This is a genomic window from Actinoplanes utahensis, from assembly GCF_016862455.1.
GTDB lineage: Bacteria > Actinomycetota > Actinomycetes > Mycobacteriales > Micromonosporaceae > Actinoplanes > Actinoplanes utahensis.
Genome location: NZ_BOMZ01000034.1, coordinates 20,408 through 36,460 on the forward strand (window position 1 = coordinate 20,408; position 16,053 = coordinate 36,460).

Here is a 16,053-nt window from a genome sequence, read left to right on the forward strand (position 1 = left end):
CTGGGCCCGAACGCTCTCTACCGCCCGGCCACACCGGACTCGATCTCAATCGCCGTCGGTGACGACGAGGGGGACTCGGGGGGTCGCGCCGGTAGGCGCAGGGTGAACGTCGAACCGTCGCCGAGTGAACTGGTCACCGAGACGCGGCCGCCGTGGTTGGTGGCGATGTGCTTGACGATGGCCAGGCCGAGGCCGGTACCACCGGTGGACCGGGACCGGGCCTGATCAGCGCGGTAGAACCGTTCGAAGACCCGTTCGACGTCGTGCGGGGCGATGCCGATGCCCTGGTCGGTGACGTCGATCTCGATCCACTCCTCGTCCTGACGGAGAGTGATCGAGACCTTCGTGTCGTCGCCGGAGTACGCGATCGCGTTCTCCACCAGGTTGGTGACGGCGGTGGCGAACTGGCTGTCACTGCCGTACGCCATGATGCCCTTGGGCCCGTCGTAGGTGATCTCGATGCCCTTGGCCGAGGACGTGGTGCGGGTCCGGTCGATCACCTCGGCGATCACCCAGTCCAGCGAGACCGGCTCGGGGTTGGGCAACGGCTCGGCACCCTGCAATCGGGTCAGCTCGAGCAGCTCGTTCACCAGCCGGCCCATCCGGGCCGACTCGTGATGGATCCGCTCGGCGAAACGGCGCGCCGCCAGCAGGTCCTCGGACTGGCTCTCCAGCTCCGCCTCGGGCAGCTGGGTGGCGTCCAGCAGCGCTTCGGCCAGCAGCTGCAGGGCGCCGATCGGGGTCTTGAGCTCGTGGCTGACGTTCGCCACGAAGTCCCGGCGCACCCGGGCCAGCCGGTGCGCCTCGGTCACGTCGGCGGCCTCGACCGCGACATGCGTCGAGTTCAGCGCGACCGCGCGCAGGTGCAGCCCGAGCGGTGCCTGAGCGCCGCCGGCACGACCCCGCGGAAGATCGAGTTCGACTTCGCGGCGTACGCCGGTCCGCCGCACCTGACCGGCCAGCGTGCGCAGGATCGGATGGGCCGCGATGGTGCCCGGCGCTCCGCCCGAGCGGAGCAGGCCCATGGCCCGGGCCGCCGGATTGACGAGCACCGGGTGATCGTCAGCGTCGAGGACGACGACACCGACCCGCAGCGAGTCGAGACTCTTCCGGCCGATTCCTTTCAAGCCGTGCTTACCCGCCGGGCGATCATCGTCCGGTTCGATGGCGGCGCTCCCCTCCGGGGCACCGGTCCCACCCGGCTCGCCCGATCGGCGTATCCGGGAGAGCACCAGTCCCGCTCCGACACCGACGGCGAGCGCGGCAGAAACCATGCCGGCGGCGTATTCCCACTCCACGCTGCGATCGTAGGGTCATTGTTTACCTGAACCACAGGGCCATTACGGCAAATCGGACGCGTGTCGAATAAAGTTCACTGCCGCGCCCGGCGTCGTTCACCGGTGTTCACGTAGCCGCCGTCCCACCCGAATAGCGTGGGCGCCACACCCGGCCGTGGCCGCACGAAAGAGGGACTTGAGAAATGCGCGAGGAGTACCAGGCTGATCTGGTCGAGGTGAGCCGCCTGCTGGTGACGATGGCGGAGTCCGTCCGCGCCGCGCTGCGCAAGGCCACCTCGGCGCTGTTGACCGCGGACATCGAGGCCGCCCGCTCGGTCATCGACCGGGACGCCGAGGTCGACGCGATCTACGAGCAGGTCGAGCTGAAGGTGGCGGACACCATCGCCCGCCAGGCGCCGGTCGCCTCCGACCTGCGCCGCGTGATCACCGCGCTGCACATCGCCGCCGACCTGGAGCGGATGGGCGACCTGGCCGAGCACGTGGCGAAGACCGCGGCGCGCCGGCACCCGTCACCGGCCGTCCCGGCCGAGCTGCGGCCCACCTTCAAGGGGATGGCCCAGGTCGCCGACGAGATGGCCGAGAAGATCACCGACCTGCTCGGCAAGCCGGACGCGGAGGTCGCGGCCCAGCTCGAGAAGGACGACGACGCGATCGACGACCACGAGCGCAAGCTGTTCAAGATCATGCTGGCGGACGACTGGCCGTACGGCGCGGAGACCGCGATCGACGGCGCCCTGCTCGGCCGCTTCTACGAGCGTTACGCCGACCACGCGGTGAACATCGGCGAGCACCTCATCTACCTGATCACCGGCGCGAAAGCCGAAGAGCTGAGCTGAGACGAGCCGAAGGCCGGGACACCACGGGGGCGTCCCGGCCTTCGGCGTTACCGGCAGGACTACTTCTTGCCCTGGTTGGCGACCGCGGCGGCGGCCTCCTTGGCGGCGACCGGGTCGAGGTAGGTGCCGCCCTTGGTGATCGGGCGGAGGTTCTCGTCCAGGTCGTAACGCAGCGGGATGCCGGTCGGGATGTTCAGCCCGGCGATCGCCTCGTCGGAGATGTCGTCGAGGTGCTTGACGATGGCGCGCAGCGAGTTGCCGTGCGCCGCGACCAGGACCGTCTTGCCGGCACGCAGGTCGGGGACGATCGCGTCGTACCAGTACGGCAGGGCCCGCACCAGCACGTCCTTCAGGCACTCCGCCTTCGGCAGGACCTCCGGGGCCAGGTCGGCGTACCGGGAGTCGCCGTCCTGGGAGTACTCCGAGCCGGGCTCGATCGGGGGCGGGGGCACGTCGTACGACCGGCGCCAGAGCATGAACTGCTCCTCGCCGTACGTCTCCAGGGTCTGCTTCTTGTCCTTGCCCTGCAGGGCGCCGTAGTGGCGCTCGTTGAGCCGCCAGTGACGCTTCACCGGGATCCAGTGCCGGTCGGTGATGTGCAGCGCGATCTCACTGGTCCGGATCGCACGCCGAAGAAGGCTGGTGTGCACCACGTCGGGCAGCACCCCCTGCTCCTTGAGAAGCTCGCCGCCACGCCGGGCCTCCTGCTCACCCTTGGCGTCCAGGTCCACGTCGACCCAGCCGGTGAAGAGGTTCTTGGCGTTCCACTCGCTGTTGCCATGCCGCAGCAGCACCAGGGTTCCAGTCATGAACACATCTTCCCCCGTCGCCGTGGGCGGCGTGCCGGGCACCCGTCACGTGTCCGCCGCCACAGTGAAACTCGCTTGCGCCGACTCCGCATCTGTAAGGGAATAGGTCCCGTTGACTGCTTACGGGAGGCGTCCGGTGCGAGGCTGGTTACGACAGGCGGCGGGCGGGCTGCCCCGGCAGTTCTGGTTCCTGTGGACCGGGACCCTGATCAACCGGCTGGGCTCCTTCGTGGTGCTCTTCCTGAGCATCTACCTGACCGCCGAGCGTGGCTTCTCGCAGAGCCAGGCCGGCCTGATCCTGGGCTTCTACGGCCTGGGTGGCGCGATCGGCACCCTGACCGGCGGCGTGCTCACCGACCGGTGGGGCCGCCGGCCGACCATGCTGATCGCACAGTTCGGCGCCGCCGCGCTGATGCTCGCCCTGGGCCTGGCCGAGTCCTACCTCCAGATCGCCGGCGCCGCGTTCCTGCTCGGCATGTTCGCCGAGGCGGCCCGCCCGGCGTTCTCGGCGATGATGGTCGACATCGTGCCGGAACACGACCGGGTCCGGGCGTTCTCGCTGAACTACTGGGCGATCAACCTCGGTTTCGCGCTCGCCGCGATCATCGCCGGGTTCGCCGCGCAGGTCGACTATCTGCTGCTCTTCGTCGGTGACGCGGTCAGCACCCTGGTCACCGCGATCATCACGGCGATCTTCCTGGCCGAGACCCGCCCGGCCGGTCCGCGCCGCCGGGAGGCCGGACCCGGCCTCGGCACCGCGCTGCGCGATCCGGTCTTCGGCGTCTACCTGCTGCTCAGCCTGGCCACCGTGATGGTCTTCCTGCAGCACCTGTCGACCCTGCCGATCAGCATGCTGGCCGACGGGCACTCGGCCGCCACCTACGGGGCGGTGATCGCCGTCAACGGTGTGCTGATCGTCATCGGCCAGCTGTTCGTCCCGCGGCTGATCCAGGGCCGGGACAGCGCGCGGGTGCTGGCAGTCGCGGCGGTGCTCGTCGGTTGCGGTTTCGGGCTGGTCGCCGTGGCGCGGACCCCGTGGATGTACGCGGTGACGGTGGTCATCTGGACTCTCGGCGAGATGCTCCAGTCGCCCAGCAACGCGGCCACCGTGGCGGCGCTCTCCCCGCCCGGCCTGCGCGGTCGTTACCAGGGCCTGAACTCGCTCAGCTGGTCGGCCGGAACGGCGCTGGCCCCGATCCTCGGCGGCCTGATCCTGCAGGAGGGCGGCGACGCCGTGCTCTGGGGCGGCTGTTTCGTGCTGTGCGTCCTGGTCGCGGTGGCGCAACTGCTGGCCGGTCCGGCCCGTGCGCGGCGGGCCGCCCGATTGCGGGCGGCGCAGGAGGAGATCGTGACCGTGCCGGCCTGACACATGGCGAATCCCGCGAGGTCCCAACACATCGGACGATGCGCTGATCGGGTCATGGATTACGCATATGCAGGAACGAAATGGGCCGGAAACAAAAGCGCCGGCGGCGGCGGACGACACCCATCCCCATAGGCGCCGTCCGCACTAACCGCCGGTCTCGGGTCGCGCCGTCCCCCAACGGCTCATGCCACCCGTCCCCAAACGCCGGACCGCGGCGATCATTGCTGATCGACCCGTTCCCCGAACTGACGGTTCGGCGTCCATCGACCACGCTAGTTGGGCGAGTCAAGCCTCACAACCCGATTTCGTGTCGACATCTGTCTCGACCGTCACATCCCCCAACAACCAACCGATCGGACGATCCGCCAATCACTCGTCCGGGTTTCCGGAGATGGGTTGAGAATGCCGTTCGGTAAGCCGCCGCGGAAAATGCGACGCAGGGTAGACGACCATCGAAGCACGTGCCGTCAACCCGGAGAAACCCCGGAAGTTCGTCAGAAGATTGCCAGTACCCAGGAACGCAACATCGCATACATCGATGAGTAACAAAGTCTGATTCCCGACGCGGAGCACAGTGGACCACCACATCGGGATAGACCGGGCTTGATGATCAAAGGGAGCTGGACTATTCGGGACGTTCCGCCAGATGCTTGAAGGCCTGGAGGTTCGCCGTCGATTCACCACGCTTGACGCGCCAGTCCCATTCACGGCGGATGGACGTCTCGAAACCGATCTCCAGCATGGTGTCGAACGACTCGTCCGCATAGGTCAGCACCGAGCCGAGCAGCCGGTCCAGCTCCTCCTCGTCCAGCCCTTTCAGCGAGACCCGGCCGGTGAGGTACACGTCGCCGGCCGCGTCGATCGAGAAGGACACCCCGTACATCCGGGCGTTGCGCCGCAACAGCCAGGCCCAGAGCTCCTCGTGCCGCTCGTCGGGCCGGCGCATCACGAACGCCTCGATCCGCAGCGAATGCCCACCGACGATCAGGTTGCAGGCGGTCTTCAGTTTGTGCGTGCCGGGCAGGCTGACCACATAGGACGAGTCCCCGGTGGACTCCCACTCCAGCTCCCGGTCGGTCAGCACCCGTTCGATCAGTTCCGTCACCATGCGCACGACGCCCCTTCCAGTCGCGCCGCGATCAGCGCCCGATGCTCGCTCACCGCGTCACGGTAAACCCGTAGCAGCGTTTCGGCAGTGCGATCCCAGGAGAACTGCGACGCGTGCGCGACCGCGCCGGCGGCCAGCCGGCGCCGATGACCCGGCTCGTCGAGCAGCCGGTCCAGCACCTTCGCCCAGTCCCGCGGGTCGTGCCCGTCGACCAGCACGCCACTGACCCCGTCCCGGACCGCGGTGACCAGGCCGCCGACCGCGGCCGCGACCACCGGGGTCCCGCAGGCCTGCGCCTCCAGCGCGACCAGGCCGAACGACTCGTTGTAGGAGGGCACCGCGACCAGGTCGGCGGCGCGGTAGAGCGCGGCCAGGCCGTCACCGGTCTGCGGTGGCAGGAACACCACCGAGCCGGCGATCCCGAGCGTGGCCGCCAGCTCGATCAGCGAGGACGGCCGGTCCAGGCCGCTGCCGCTCGGACCGCCGCAGATCACCAGCGTGGCGTCGGAGCCGGCGGCACGCATCTCGGCGAGCGCCGCGATCAGCACGTCGGGAGCCTTGAGCGGCTGGATCCGGCCGACGAAGGCGACGATCCGGCCGTGCTCGGGCAGGCCGAACCGGGCTCGGTCGGCCGGCCCCGGCCGGAACCGCCGCAGGTCCACACCCGGCTGGACGACACTCACCAGGGACGGGTCGGCGCCGTAGTACTCGATCAGGTCGTGCGCCTCGAACTCGGTGTTCGCCACCAGGCGGTCGGAAGCCGCGACGACCTGCTCCTCGCCGATCACCCGAGCCTTCGGCTCGGGCCGGTCACCGGCGGCGATGAACCTGTTCTTGACCTTGGCGAGGGTGTGCGCGGTGTGCACGTGCGGCACACCCCAGCGCTCCCGGGCCAGCCAGCCGACCTGGCCGGACAGCCAGTAGTGCGAGTGGATCAGGTCGTAGTGGCCGGGCGGACGGGCCGCCTCGGCCCGCAGCACGCCGTTGGTGAAGGCGCACAACTGGGAGGGAAGGTCCTCCTTGGCAAGCCCCTCGTACGGCCCGGCGGTCACGTGCCGCACGAGAACCCCGGGCGCCATCTCGACGGCCGGCGGCAGGTCACTGGCGGTCGCCCGGGTGAAGATCTCCACCTCGACGTCCCGCTCGGCGAGCCGCTTGGCGACCTCGACGATGTAGACGTTCATGCCGCCGGCGTCCCCGGTGCCCGGTTGCTCCAGGGGCGAGGTGTGGACGGAGAGCGTGGCGATTCGTCGGGGGATGGGCCATCCAGCCACGCTGTCTCCTCCGTATCGGGTATGAAAACTTGTTACGCCAAGGTTCATCTTCCCCATCGGCATCGCCGAACCACCACTCAGCAGACCCGGGGTGATCCAGGTCATTGATCGTGCGGGGGTATACCGCTCGTGCGGAAGAATCGCGACATGCAGAACATCGCAGTCGTGACGGGCGCCTCGAGCGGAATCGGCGCCGCGACGGCACGCCGCCTGGCCTCCGAGGGATTCCACGTGGTCGCGGCCGCACGCCGCACCGACCGGCTCGAGACGCTGGTCAAGGAGATCGGGGCGAACGCGACCGCGGTCGAGGCCGACATCACCTCGGACGCGTCGGTGGCCCGCCTGGCCGAGACGATCGCCGCCCTGGACGGCACGCTCACCCTGCTGGTCAACAACGCGGGCGGGGCCCGGGGCGTCGATCCGGTGGCGGCCGGCTCGGTCGAGGACTGGCAGTGGATGTACGAGGTGAACGTGCTCGGCACCCTCCGGGTCACCAAGGCGCTGCTGCCGGCGCTGGAGGCGAGCGGCCGCGGCACGATCGTGACGGTCGGGTCCACCGCGGCCTTCACGCCGTACGAGGGTGGTGGCGGCTATGTCGCGGCCAAGCACGGCCAGACCGCGCTGGTCGGGACGTTGCGGCTGGAGCTCTGCGGCAAGCCGGTCCGGGTCATCGAGATCGACCCGGGCATGGTGCGCACCGACGAGTTCGCCCTCAACCGCTTCGGCGGCGACCCGGACAAGGCCGCCGCCGTCTATGCCGGTGTGGCCGAGCCGCTGGTCGCCGACGACATCGCGGACTGCATCGCCTGGGCCGCCACCCGTCCCCAGCACGTCAACGTCGACCGGCTGGTCGTGCGCCCGATCGCCCAGGCCGCCCAGCACAAGGTCCACCGGGAGCTGTAGGCGTGGTGAAGCCGGTCGGCGCGATCACCCGGGGGACGACCAATCCCAACCGGCTGCGTCGCGTCGACAACTTCATCGCGTACCACTGCGGTCCGCTCCTGAAAGAGGCGGCGCAGCCGCTGGTCGTCGACCTGGGCTACGGCGCGACGCCGGTGACGGCTGTCGAATTGCGGGAGCGGCTGGCGGACGCGGTCCGCGTGGACGTCACGGTCGTCGGTCTGGAGATCGATCCGGTACGGGTGAGCGCCGCGCAGCCGTTCGCGGACCCGCCGTGGCTGGAGTTCCGGCGCGGCGGGTTCGAGCTGGCCGGCCTCACCCCGGTGGTGGTGCGGGCGTTCAACGTGCTGCGGCAGTACGCCGAGGACGAGGTGGCCGCGGCCTGGCGGACGATGACCGCGACCGGGGCGGTGCTGGTCGAGGGCACCTGCGACGAGCTGGGCCGGATCGCCACCTGGACGGTCGTCGAGGACGGCACGCCGGCGACGCTGACCCTGTCCGCCCGGCTGCCGGTGCTGGAGCATCCGGCGGTCTTCGCCGAACGGCTGCCGAAAGCGCTGATCCACCACAACGTGCCCGGTCACCCGGTGCACGAGCTGCTGCGCGCGCTGAGCCGGGCGTGGGAGACCGAGGCGACCCCGTTCGGACCGCGCCAGCGCTGGCTGGCGACGGTCCGCCGGATGCGTGCCGAGGGCTGGCCGGTGCTCGGCGGCCCGGCCCGCTGGCGGCTCGGTGAGCTGACCCTGCCCTGGCCCGCCTAGCTGCTCTCGTCCTTCTTCTCCAATGCCTCGTTCACCGCCGACAACAGGGCGTCCGCGGTGAACGGCTTCTTCACCAGCACATCGGCCTCGGTGATCTCGCCCTTGGCCACCGCGATGTCCTTGGGCAGGCCGGAGACGAAGACGACGCCGATGCCGGCCCGCATGCCGCGGATCGTCTTGGCGAGCTCGCCGCCGGACGCACCGGGCAGGGTGAGGTCGGTGATCAGCACATCGATCTTGCCGGGATGCTCCTGGCAGATCCCGGTGGCCTCGTCCTGATCACCGGCCGCCAGAGTCAGGTATGAGCCACGCCGTTCCAACATGCGACGCATGATGTCGCGCAGGTCCTCTTCATCGTCCACGACCAGGACTGTCGGCCTCTCGGCGACCGGCGCCTCGGACATCTCGGTCCTCCTCGGGCTGGGGTCGCTCTCACGCTATCCGCCACCGGCCCCCGGCGTACGGCGGTCGGCGGGTTTCTCCGGCTGGTTCTCACCGCTGTCTCGACAGCGCTGAGACAGCAGTGACGACCGGCCGGTACGGGGTCAGACGGTGTTGAGGTGGCCGGTGTGGAGCAGACGGTTCGGCGAGCCGTCGCCCGGGTTGCCGACCAGGTCCACCCCGGCACCGGCGACCAGGTCGTCGCGCACCTGGGCGGGCGACCGGTCCGGGTGCGCGCCGAGGATCAGGGCGGCCGCGCCGGCCACGTGCGGGGCGGCCATCGAGGTGCCGCTCAACAGCTTGACGTCCCAGTCCGACGCCGTGCCGGCCGACGCGATCCGCACTCCGGGCGCGAAGACGTCCAGGCAGGGGCCGTAGTTGGAGAACGAGGCGCGGGTGTCGGCCGAGTCGGTGGCGCCGACCGTGATCGCCTCCGGGGTGGCGGCCGGGGAGACCTCGCAGGCGTTCCGGTTCGCGTTGCCGGCCGCGAGCACGTAGGTGACGCCCTGCGCGATCGAGCGCTGCACCGCGGCGTTGAGCGACGTGCTCAGCGAGCCGCCCAGGCTCATGTTGGCCACGGCCGGCCGCTTCGCGTTCGCGGTCACCCAGTCCACCGCGGCGATGAAGCCGGCGAAGCTGCCCGAGCCGTCACAGCCGAGGACCTTGAGCGCGACCAGGCCGACGTCCTTGGCGACGCCGTAGGTCGCGCCGCCGATCGTGCCGGCGACGTGCGTGCCGTGACCGTGGCAGTCGTCGGCCACCGCGTCGTTGTCGACGAAGTCCCAACCGTCCACGGCCCGGCCGCCGAACTCGCGGTGGCCGATCTTCACGCCGGTGTCGATCACGTAGGCGGTGACACCGGCCGCGGACCGGTGGGTGTAGGAGCCGGACAGCGGCAGCGCGGGCTGGTCGATCCGGTCCAGGCCCCAGGTCGGGCCGGACTGGGTGATCGGCTCGGCCGCGGTGCTGATCTCGGCGTCCTGCTCGACGAACGCCACCCCCGGGTCGGCCGCCAGGCGCCGGGCCTGGGCGGCGGTGGCGTTCAGGTGGAAGCCGCGAACGGTGGCGTGGTACTCGCCGGCGACCGTGCCGCCGTACTCCCGGACCAGCTCGCGGGAGGTGTCGGCGACCCCGGCCGCGGTGTCCGTGCCGGACTTCAGGACCACGATGTAGCTGCCCGGGATGGCGCCTTCCACGCCGGTTCCGAGCACCGGGCCGACCGGCGCGGCGACGGCCGGCCCGGTCAGGCCGCAGAGCAGGGCGGTGGCGGCGCTCGCGGCGGCGATCAGACGGAAGGCCGGGCGTCGGGCGTCGTTACCGAACATCAGGTGTGGTCCTCTCGGTTGTCTTCACTCGGCGGCATATCCGCACGTCCGGGGGCATGCCGAAAGCGGCTGAGGGAATGTTGGTGAGGGGGGAGAGCGCCCCGGGGTTCCTTCGGGTAGTGGCCGAGTTGCACCTATCGGCGACGGATGAGTCACACCGGGAACCTCTAAGCCGACCGTGCGGTGGGCCGAACTTCTCGCTGTCAGGACCGCTGCACCGCCACCGACCACCGCCACCCGAGCAAGGAGAGCGATATGACCACTCTGCTGTCGCCCGAGATCGACACCATCGGCGAGATGACCGAGCGCTGCGATCGCTGTGGGGCGGCCGCCAAGCTGGAGGTAGTCCTGACCAGCGGCGGTGACCTCGCGTTCTGCGGCCACCACGCCAACCGGCACCGCGCCGACATCACCCGCGTCGCCAGCAGGATCCGTCTCGAGGACGGGTTCGACTGGGCCGGTAGGTAACCGCCTGACGGGGTAGCCCGCGATATGCTCTTTCCCTCACGTCTTGGGGGTATTTGTGCATATCGCGGCGCACGACGTGGGCAGACTGTCCCGGCTGACCGCCGGGTGCGCCGGAGTCACGGTCGCCGTTCTCGGCGTCCCGCACATGTCCGGCACCGGACCGGCAGGCGCCCTCCTCCCGGCCGGGCTCGCCCTCCTGCTCCAGGTGACGCCGGCCGGCGGCCGGGCGGAGCGACTCCGTGCCGGCGCGGCCGCGCTCCTCGCACTGGCCGCCGCCGGGATGGGCGCCGCGTCGCTGGGAACCCATCCGGCCGCCGCGGTCGCGACCACCCTGGCCGGACTGGCGCTGGCCTGCCTCGACCTGCGCGTGCCCAGCCGTACCGGCGGCATCGCGTTCCGGGTCGCCGATCCCCTCCTGCTGGGCGCCGCGATCATCGCGCTCGTCGCCCTGGTCCCGCGGCTGTTCGAGCCGGCCTTCCCGCCCGGGCGCGGGCCGGACAGCGTCATGCCGCTCCATCTGGCCGGCACGCTGCTCGCCCTCGCCGTCGGCACCATCCTGGCCCGGCCCGAGACGGGACCGCTGCACACCCTCGACGAGTCGGGGCCGCGGGTGGCCGTACGCCGGCTGGCACCCGCCCTGATCGCCGCCCCCATCGTCGCCGCCCTGGTCAGCGCATTCGCCGCCCGGACCGGCGCCAGCCGTCCGGTGGCCGCGGTGAGCACCGGGGTGGTCCTCGCCGCCCTCGCGCTGCTCGCCCTCCTCGCCTACCTGGTGCGCACCCTCGACGACGCCGACCAGCGGCAGCGACATCTGGTCGCCGAACTGCGGGAGCGACAGGACTTCGCGCAGACGCTGCTGCAGTCGATGAACGAGGCCGTCATGGTCCTCGACGCCAACTATCGGGTGATCGACGTGAACCGCCGCTGGCGCGAGCTCACCGGTCATGACGAACCGCCCGCCTCAGCGCCGCCGTTGCCGCCTCCCGGCACCGGCGGCGACTGGCTTCTACCCCGCGCCGACGGCACCGGTGTGCCGGTGCTCGCCACCATGGCGGCCATCCCGGACGCGGCCGGCGCCACCCGCGGGTACGTGGCCACCTACATCGACATCGCCGAGCGGAAGCAGGCCGAGGACGCGCTCACCGAGCACGCGGCCGAACTCGAGCGCGGCAACGCCGACCTGGCCGCGGCGCTGGCCTTCAAGAACGACCTCACCTCGATGCTGACCCACGACGTGGCGCAGCCGATCAGCTCCATCGCGAGCCTCGCCGAGCTGCTCTGCACGGACTGGGCGGACCTGCCCGACGACATCCGGCTGGAACTCGCCACGAAGATCGACAAGAACACCCGGCGGCTCATCAAGATGATGAACGACCTCCAGTTGCTCTTCCGGCTGGACACCGGCGCGGTCACCGCCCGGCGGGTCCCGGTTCCGCTGCTCGAGGTGGTCGAGGCGGCCTGCGGGACGGCCGTCGGCGCGGGCGATGTGGAGATCGTCATCGACGAGGACCTGGCGGCGCTGGCCGACCGGGGGCATCTCACCGTGGTGGTGGAGAACCTGGTGAAGAACGCGCTCACCCACGGGGCGCCGCCGATCCGCATCCGGGCCGACCGTGCCGCCGGAGACAGCGTGTGCCTGGCGGTGCAGGACAGCGGTCCCGGCATTCCGGAGGACATGCTGCCGAAGCTGTTCGGGCGGTTCCTCCGGGGCGCGGGGCTGGGCCTGTTCATCGTGCGGCACCTGGTGGAGGCGAACGGCGGCACGGTGAGTTACGAGCACGCGCAGCCTCGGGGCGCCCGGCTGATCGTGACCCTGGAAGGCGCCCCCGCCTGAACCCCGTACCCGGCCGGGTACGGAGGAGCCCCGGAACGCGGCGCGTTCCGGGGCTCCTCGGCGTCTGCGTCAGCCGCGCTCTTCTTCGTTGATCATGCCGTGGCCCCACATGTCGGAACCGGCGTTGCGGCCGCCCATCCGCGCGGTGCCGGCGATGCCGCCGCCGCGGATGCCCGACGGGCTGCCGATGTCCGCCGAGGTCGGCACGTTGTGCAGCGGGTTGTCGGTGATCCCGGTCCCGGTCGGATCGGCGTTGCTCAGGTCCGCGGCGCCGGTGTCCCACCCGGCGCCCGGGCTCGGGGTGGCGCCCGCGGCGTTCCGGTTGCGGATGCGCGCGGCGACCGAGGCCGGCGACGGGGTGTCCATGCTGATGCCGGGCAGCAGGGTGTGCGACCGGCCGCTCATCTGCTTCGAACTGGCGCCGCCGTGCGGAATCGGCCGTCCGCCCAGCACACCGCTCTCCACCAGGCCCTTGAAGGTGGTGAGATCGGCCTTGAGCCGGCGGGTCAGCGACTCCTGCCCGTGCCGGCCGCTGGGCATGAGGAAGGCGATGTCGGCCTCCAACTGGGCGACGACCTGGGTCTTCGTCTCACCCATCGGGCGCAGCGTGATCGTCTCGGCGAGCAGCGGGCCCTCCATGGTCGACCAGGAGACGCGCTCGTCCGGCGACCGCTCGATGATCTGGGCGTCGAATTCCCGGCGCTTCCCGTCCACATCCATGATCCAGTGGGTCTGGTCGGCGCCGATCGACGTCACCTGCCGCACACCGGTCATGAACCGGGGGTAGTTCTCGAACGCCGCGAGCTGCTCGTACACCGTGTGGACCGGCGCACTCACTTCGATAGCCTGCTGAACCATGCTCATCGCAACTCTCCCATGCTGAAGTGCTGGCATCACAGAGAGTACGGAGGTGATTTCGCCTCGTGTTCGGTTTCGCTGTTTCCTTTACTTCCCTCAAACCCGGCGAAGGTACTGCCAACGGCCGACCTCGGCCGCGTATCGGGCGTCACTGGCGGGCACGACGGTCACAGCGGCGTCGAGAAGCATCTCCACCACCCGCGCCGACGGGCTGCGCCACGCCTCACTGACCTCCACCACGGCGCCGGTGATCCGGCAGGCCGCAGCCAGTTCGGCGACCAGCGCGGGCGTGACCGCGGAGTCGTCGACACCGGCCTGACCGAGCAGCGCCAGCGGACGGGCGAGCTGCGCCGGGACGTACCGGGAGGCCCGCTCCAGGCCCTTCACGGTGGCCGCCACCAGCGCCTCCGCCACCTGCCCGGGAGTCAGCACACCGGCGTCCAGGCGGGCCCGCACCTCGCGCGGGCCGAGCAGCTCGCCGCCGGCCGGCAGCCCGGAGACCGCCACCGACAGGGCGTCCAGCTGCGCCAGGTCGGGCGGCAGAGCCAGCCAGCCGTCGGCCCGGACCACCTCCACCTCCGCGGCGACCCGCAGGGTCATCTCGGTACGGTGCCGGGCCCGCCGGACCGCGTCGGCGTACGCCGTCAGCCAAGTGGTGTCCGGCCCCGCCTGGTCGGCGAAGGTCAGCGCGGTCAGACCGGCCCGGTCGGCCGCCGAGACCACCACACCGACCGCGTCCCGGCCGGCCGAGAAACCGGTGTGCACATGCGCGTCCACCGTCAGATCCAGCGCGCAGGCCGTACCGACCGCACCGCCACCGACCACTGATTCGCGCTCTGCGACCACGCTGACTCCCCGGCTGATTGAACGGGACTGTCCCGCCGAAGAATGAGAGTGCGCGCCGGACGTTGTCTGCGGGGTCAGCGGCCGGTGCAGGTCGGGAGCGCGGCCGGGAACCGGATCGGCAACGCGACCGCAACGACCGGCGCACCTTCGCCCCGGCATGCTCTACCCATGCACACGAAGACGCCCGCCGCGTCTCGTCGCGGCGGGCGTCTCGGCGCACGGGTGTCAATCGGACGTTTCCGGTTTCCCCAGCATCTGAGCGAGCGCGTGGACGGCGTCATCGGTGGGTGAGGCAGCCGCCCGGTTCGCCTCCTTCAGCTCGCGGTAGACCTCCTCGCGGTGCACCTGCACGTCCCGGGGTGCCTGAATGCCCAGCCGGATGACGTCGCCGCGGGCCTCGAGCACCGTGATGACGACATCGTCGCCGATCATCACGCTCTCCCCGGCCCGCCGGGTCAGCACAAGCATCGGTGTCCTCCTCCATCCCTGGAACGGACAGCAAGTCCCGATCTGCGACGGCAAGGGCGCGGCCGCGAGGAAACGCGACCGCGCCCGCACTGACGAGGTTCAGAAACTCCGGTTCATGATGGCGCGGACCGGGAAGCCCGAGCCGTTGAGGACGACCTGCATGGCGCGCATGGTGTCCCGGTCGACCACGATCGGGGCGAGCAGGTTCGCGGTGGTCTCGTTCTCGCCGGCGGTGATCACCGTGAGCAGCAGCACCCGGTCCGGGTCCGTCGTGTTCAGCGCGGCGAACACAGCGTTCTCGATCTCCGGTGCGTAATCCGGGAAGAACGGCTCCGGCGGCGCCACCAGGAACCGGAGCTCCGGGTTGTCGACAGACGTGAGCGCGTAGAGCAGACCGTCGTCGTTGAGACGCACCAGAACGAAATCCCGGTGCGCCGGGAAACCCGCCATGGGCACCGCCATCGTGATGGTCGGCAGCCCCAGCGACGGGTCGGTCATGGTGGACTCGATCGGTCGGGATGCGGTGCGAATACTCATGGTCACCTCAGGAAATCGATGAGCGAGGGCTGGATCACCTTGGCCGTGGCGGCCAGGGCGGCCTGATACGAGGTCTGCTGGAGCTGCAATTCCATGATCGCCTTTGGCAGGTCGACATCCTCGATATCGGACAGCTGCGACGACACGGACATCAAGCGATCCTCAGCGGACTGCTTCATCTGCGTAACCCGATTGTATCGGGCACCTACGTCGGAAAGGGTTGAGTTAACGATTTCAGTGGCTTTATCAAGGTTTTTCAGGCCAGTCTGGATAGCTTCGGGATCTCCCGGTGGTTGCATGGCGGCGGTGAGACTGTCGAGGACACGGAACAACTGCGCTTCATTCGGGACGCCGTCCACCGTGTCCTCCCCGAAGACCTCGGGACCCCGGACGTCGACCCGCACCTTGGCGTTCGGGCCGATGACACGCGACGTCTCGCCGGCGAGCTCACCCTGGTAGGTGCCTTTCGTGTCGTACGCGACAGTGTCCGGAGTGGACCCACCGAAGACCGGACGGTCCAGGTACTTCGTGTTGGCGAACTGAACAAGGGTGCCTTTGATCTGATTGATCTCCTCGGCGCGCGCCTTGTTGGCCTGTGGCGTGCTGCCACCGCCGGCGCTCGCCGCCTCCAGCGTGAGGGTTCGGACCTTCTGCAGCCGCTCCGTGACGCTCTGCAGGGTGTCCTGCACCGTGCCGAGACGGCCCATCGCGTCGTCGGCGTTGGTGGAGTACTTCTTGTTCGCGCGCACCTCGCCCCGCAACTGCAGCGCGGTCACCGTGCCGGTCGGCGAGTCCGACGGACGGCGTAACTGCTTGCCGCTGGAGATCTGGTCCTGCGCCTCCTGAGTCCGGTTGAGGTTCCGCTGGAGACCGGCCATCGTCCGGGTCTGGATGCCGCTCTGCGTCACCCGTGGACTGGTCATG

17 protein-coding genes are annotated in these 16,053 nt (G+C 70.2%); 6 read left to right on the forward strand and 11 right to left on the reverse strand.

Going from position 1 to position 16,053, the window contains the following annotated elements:
- Window positions 1–17: 17 nt before the first annotated feature.
- Window positions 18–1,298 (reverse strand): sensor histidine kinase, encoded by a 1,281-nt coding sequence (locus Aut01nite_RS11410; protein WP_373871469.1) that lies wholly within the window; start codon window positions 1,296–1,298, stop codon window positions 18–20.
- A gap of 182 nt (window positions 1,299–1,480) precedes the next feature.
- Between Aut01nite_RS11410 and phoU the strand changes: the two genes are divergently transcribed.
- Entirely contained in the window at window positions 1,481–2,134 is a 654-nt protein-coding gene (gene phoU / locus Aut01nite_RS11415; protein WP_043533248.1) for a phosphate signaling complex protein PhoU, read from the forward strand.
- A 59-nt stretch (window positions 2,135–2,193) separates the two neighbouring features.
- On the opposite strand, the gene Aut01nite_RS11420 is transcribed toward phoU, so the two are convergent.
- Complete coding sequence (locus Aut01nite_RS11420; protein ID WP_043533566.1) at window positions 2,194–2,943, reverse strand: phosphoglyceromutase; 750 nt, start codon at window positions 2,941–2,943, stop codon at window positions 2,194–2,196.
- Between the two features lie 136 nt (window positions 2,944–3,079).
- On the opposite strand from Aut01nite_RS11420, the gene Aut01nite_RS11425 reads away from it, so the two are divergent.
- Entirely contained in the window at window positions 3,080–4,309 is a 1,230-nt protein-coding gene (locus Aut01nite_RS11425; RefSeq protein WP_043533246.1) for an MDR family MFS transporter, read from the forward strand.
- A 625-nt stretch (window positions 4,310–4,934) separates the two neighbouring features.
- Here Aut01nite_RS11425 and Aut01nite_RS11430 read toward each other — a convergent pair.
- Both Aut01nite_RS11430 and mshA read right to left on the reverse strand, forming a co-directional pair.
- Entirely contained in the window at window positions 4,935–5,417 is a 483-nt protein-coding gene (locus tag Aut01nite_RS11430; RefSeq protein WP_043533565.1) for a type III secretion system chaperone family protein, read from the reverse strand.
- On the reverse strand, window positions 5,411–6,739 hold the full coding sequence (mshA, locus tag Aut01nite_RS11435) for a D-inositol-3-phosphate glycosyltransferase (RefSeq protein ID WP_052164641.1): 1,329 nt from the start codon (window positions 6,737–6,739) through the stop codon (window positions 5,411–5,413). The genes Aut01nite_RS11430 and mshA overlap by 7 nt, the downstream gene beginning before the upstream one ends.
- 99 nt (window positions 6,740–6,838) lie before the next feature.
- On the opposite strand from mshA, the gene Aut01nite_RS11440 reads away from it, so the two are divergent.
- Entirely contained in the window at window positions 6,839–7,594 is a 756-nt protein-coding gene (locus Aut01nite_RS11440) for an SDR family oxidoreductase (protein WP_043533563.1), read from the forward strand.
- Window positions 7,595–7,599: 5 nt separating this feature from the next.
- Window positions 7,600–8,352 carry an SAM-dependent methyltransferase gene (locus Aut01nite_RS11445; RefSeq protein ID WP_084000163.1) on the forward strand — a complete coding sequence of 251 codons (753 nt, stop codon included), beginning with the start codon at window positions 7,600–7,602 and terminating at the stop codon, window positions 8,350–8,352.
- Here Aut01nite_RS11445 and Aut01nite_RS11450 read toward each other — a convergent pair.
- Complete coding sequence (locus Aut01nite_RS11450; RefSeq protein WP_043533244.1) at window positions 8,349–8,756, reverse strand: response regulator; 408 nt, start codon at window positions 8,754–8,756, stop codon at window positions 8,349–8,351. The two genes, Aut01nite_RS11445 and Aut01nite_RS11450, sit on opposite strands and share 4 nt — an antisense overlap.
- A gap of 141 nt (window positions 8,757–8,897) precedes the next feature.
- Window positions 8,898–10,118 carry a S8 family peptidase gene (locus Aut01nite_RS11455; protein WP_043533243.1) on the reverse strand — a complete coding sequence of 407 codons (1,221 nt, stop codon included), beginning with the start codon at window positions 10,116–10,118 and terminating at the stop codon, window positions 8,898–8,900.
- A 255-nt stretch (window positions 10,119–10,373) separates the two neighbouring features.
- Here Aut01nite_RS11455 and Aut01nite_RS11460 point away from each other — a divergent pair, with 255 nt between their 5' ends.
- Both Aut01nite_RS11460 and Aut01nite_RS11465 read left to right on the forward strand, forming a co-directional pair.
- Window positions 10,374–10,586: a DUF7455 domain-containing protein gene (locus Aut01nite_RS11460; protein WP_043533242.1), complete on the forward strand. Its 213-nt coding sequence runs from the start codon at window positions 10,374–10,376 to the stop codon at window positions 10,584–10,586.
- Window positions 10,587–10,662: 76 nt separating this feature from the next.
- A complete protein-coding gene (locus tag Aut01nite_RS11465; protein ID WP_236643188.1) occupies window positions 10,663–12,420 on the forward strand; it encodes a sensor histidine kinase in 1,758 nt (585 codons plus the stop codon).
- 69 nt (window positions 12,421–12,489) lie between these two features.
- On the opposite strand, the gene Aut01nite_RS11470 is transcribed toward Aut01nite_RS11465, so the two are convergent.
- The 5 genes from Aut01nite_RS11470 to Aut01nite_RS11490 form a co-directional block, all read right to left on the reverse strand.
- Entirely contained in the window at window positions 12,490–13,278 is a 789-nt protein-coding gene (locus tag Aut01nite_RS11470) for an SRPBCC family protein (protein ID WP_052164640.1), read from the reverse strand.
- Window positions 13,279–13,374: 96 nt separating this feature from the next.
- Window positions 13,375–14,124: a hydrolase gene (locus Aut01nite_RS11475; protein WP_043533239.1), complete on the reverse strand. Its 750-nt coding sequence runs from the start codon at window positions 14,122–14,124 to the stop codon at window positions 13,375–13,377.
- A gap of 225 nt (window positions 14,125–14,349) precedes the next feature.
- Window positions 14,350–14,592 (reverse strand): carbon storage regulator CsrA, encoded by a 243-nt coding sequence (csrA, locus tag Aut01nite_RS11480; RefSeq protein ID WP_043533238.1) that lies wholly within the window; start codon window positions 14,590–14,592, stop codon window positions 14,350–14,352.
- 99 nt (window positions 14,593–14,691) lie between these two features.
- A complete protein-coding gene (fliW, locus tag Aut01nite_RS11485) occupies window positions 14,692–15,129 on the reverse strand; it encodes a flagellar assembly protein FliW (RefSeq protein WP_043533237.1) in 438 nt (145 codons plus the stop codon).
- A 2-nt stretch (window positions 15,130–15,131) separates the two neighbouring features.
- Window positions 15,132–16,052 (reverse strand): flagellin N-terminal helical domain-containing protein, encoded by a 921-nt coding sequence (locus Aut01nite_RS11490; protein ID WP_043533236.1) that lies wholly within the window; start codon window positions 16,050–16,052, stop codon window positions 15,132–15,134.
- Window position 16,053 lies beyond the last annotated feature (1 nt).

What these genes read in the sequence shown, in the direction of transcription:
- fliW (WP_043533237.1), bottom strand. Translation starts at nt 15,129, where the DNA reads ATGAGTATTCGCACCGCATCCCGACCGATCGAGTCCACCATGACCGAC.
- phoU (WP_043533248.1), top strand. Translation starts at nt 1,481, where the DNA reads ATGCGCGAGGAGTACCAGGCTGATCTGGTCGAGGTGAGCCGCCTGCTG.
- Aut01nite_RS11490 (WP_043533236.1), bottom strand. Translation starts at nt 16,052, where the DNA reads ATGACCAGTCCACGGGTGACGCAGAGCGGCATCCAGACCCGGACGATG.
- Aut01nite_RS11420 (WP_043533566.1), bottom strand. Translation starts at nt 2,943, where the DNA reads ATGACTGGAACCCTGGTGCTGCTGCGGCATGGCAACAGCGAGTGGAAC.
- Aut01nite_RS11455 (WP_043533243.1), bottom strand. Translation starts at nt 10,118, where the DNA reads ATGTTCGGTAACGACGCCCGACGCCCGGCCTTCCGTCTGATCGCCGCC.
- csrA (WP_043533238.1), bottom strand. Translation starts at nt 14,592, where the DNA reads ATGCTTGTGCTGACCCGGCGGGCCGGGGAGAGCGTGATGATCGGCGAC.
- Aut01nite_RS11450 (WP_043533244.1), bottom strand. Translation starts at nt 8,756, where the DNA reads ATGTCCGAGGCGCCGGTCGCCGAGAGGCCGACAGTCCTGGTCGTGGAC.
- mshA (WP_052164641.1), bottom strand. Translation starts at nt 6,739, where the DNA reads ATGAACCTTGGCGTAACAAGTTTTCATACCCGATACGGAGGAGACAGC.
- Aut01nite_RS11440 (WP_043533563.1), top strand. Translation starts at nt 6,839, where the DNA reads ATGCAGAACATCGCAGTCGTGACGGGCGCCTCGAGCGGAATCGGCGCC.
- Aut01nite_RS11430 (WP_043533565.1), bottom strand. Translation starts at nt 5,417, where the DNA reads ATGGTGACGGAACTGATCGAACGGGTGCTGACCGACCGGGAGCTGGAG.
- Aut01nite_RS11460 (WP_043533242.1), top strand. Translation starts at nt 10,374, where the DNA reads ATGACCACTCTGCTGTCGCCCGAGATCGACACCATCGGCGAGATGACC.
- Aut01nite_RS11470 (WP_052164640.1), bottom strand. Translation starts at nt 13,278, where the DNA reads ATGGTTCAGCAGGCTATCGAAGTGAGTGCGCCGGTCCACACGGTGTAC.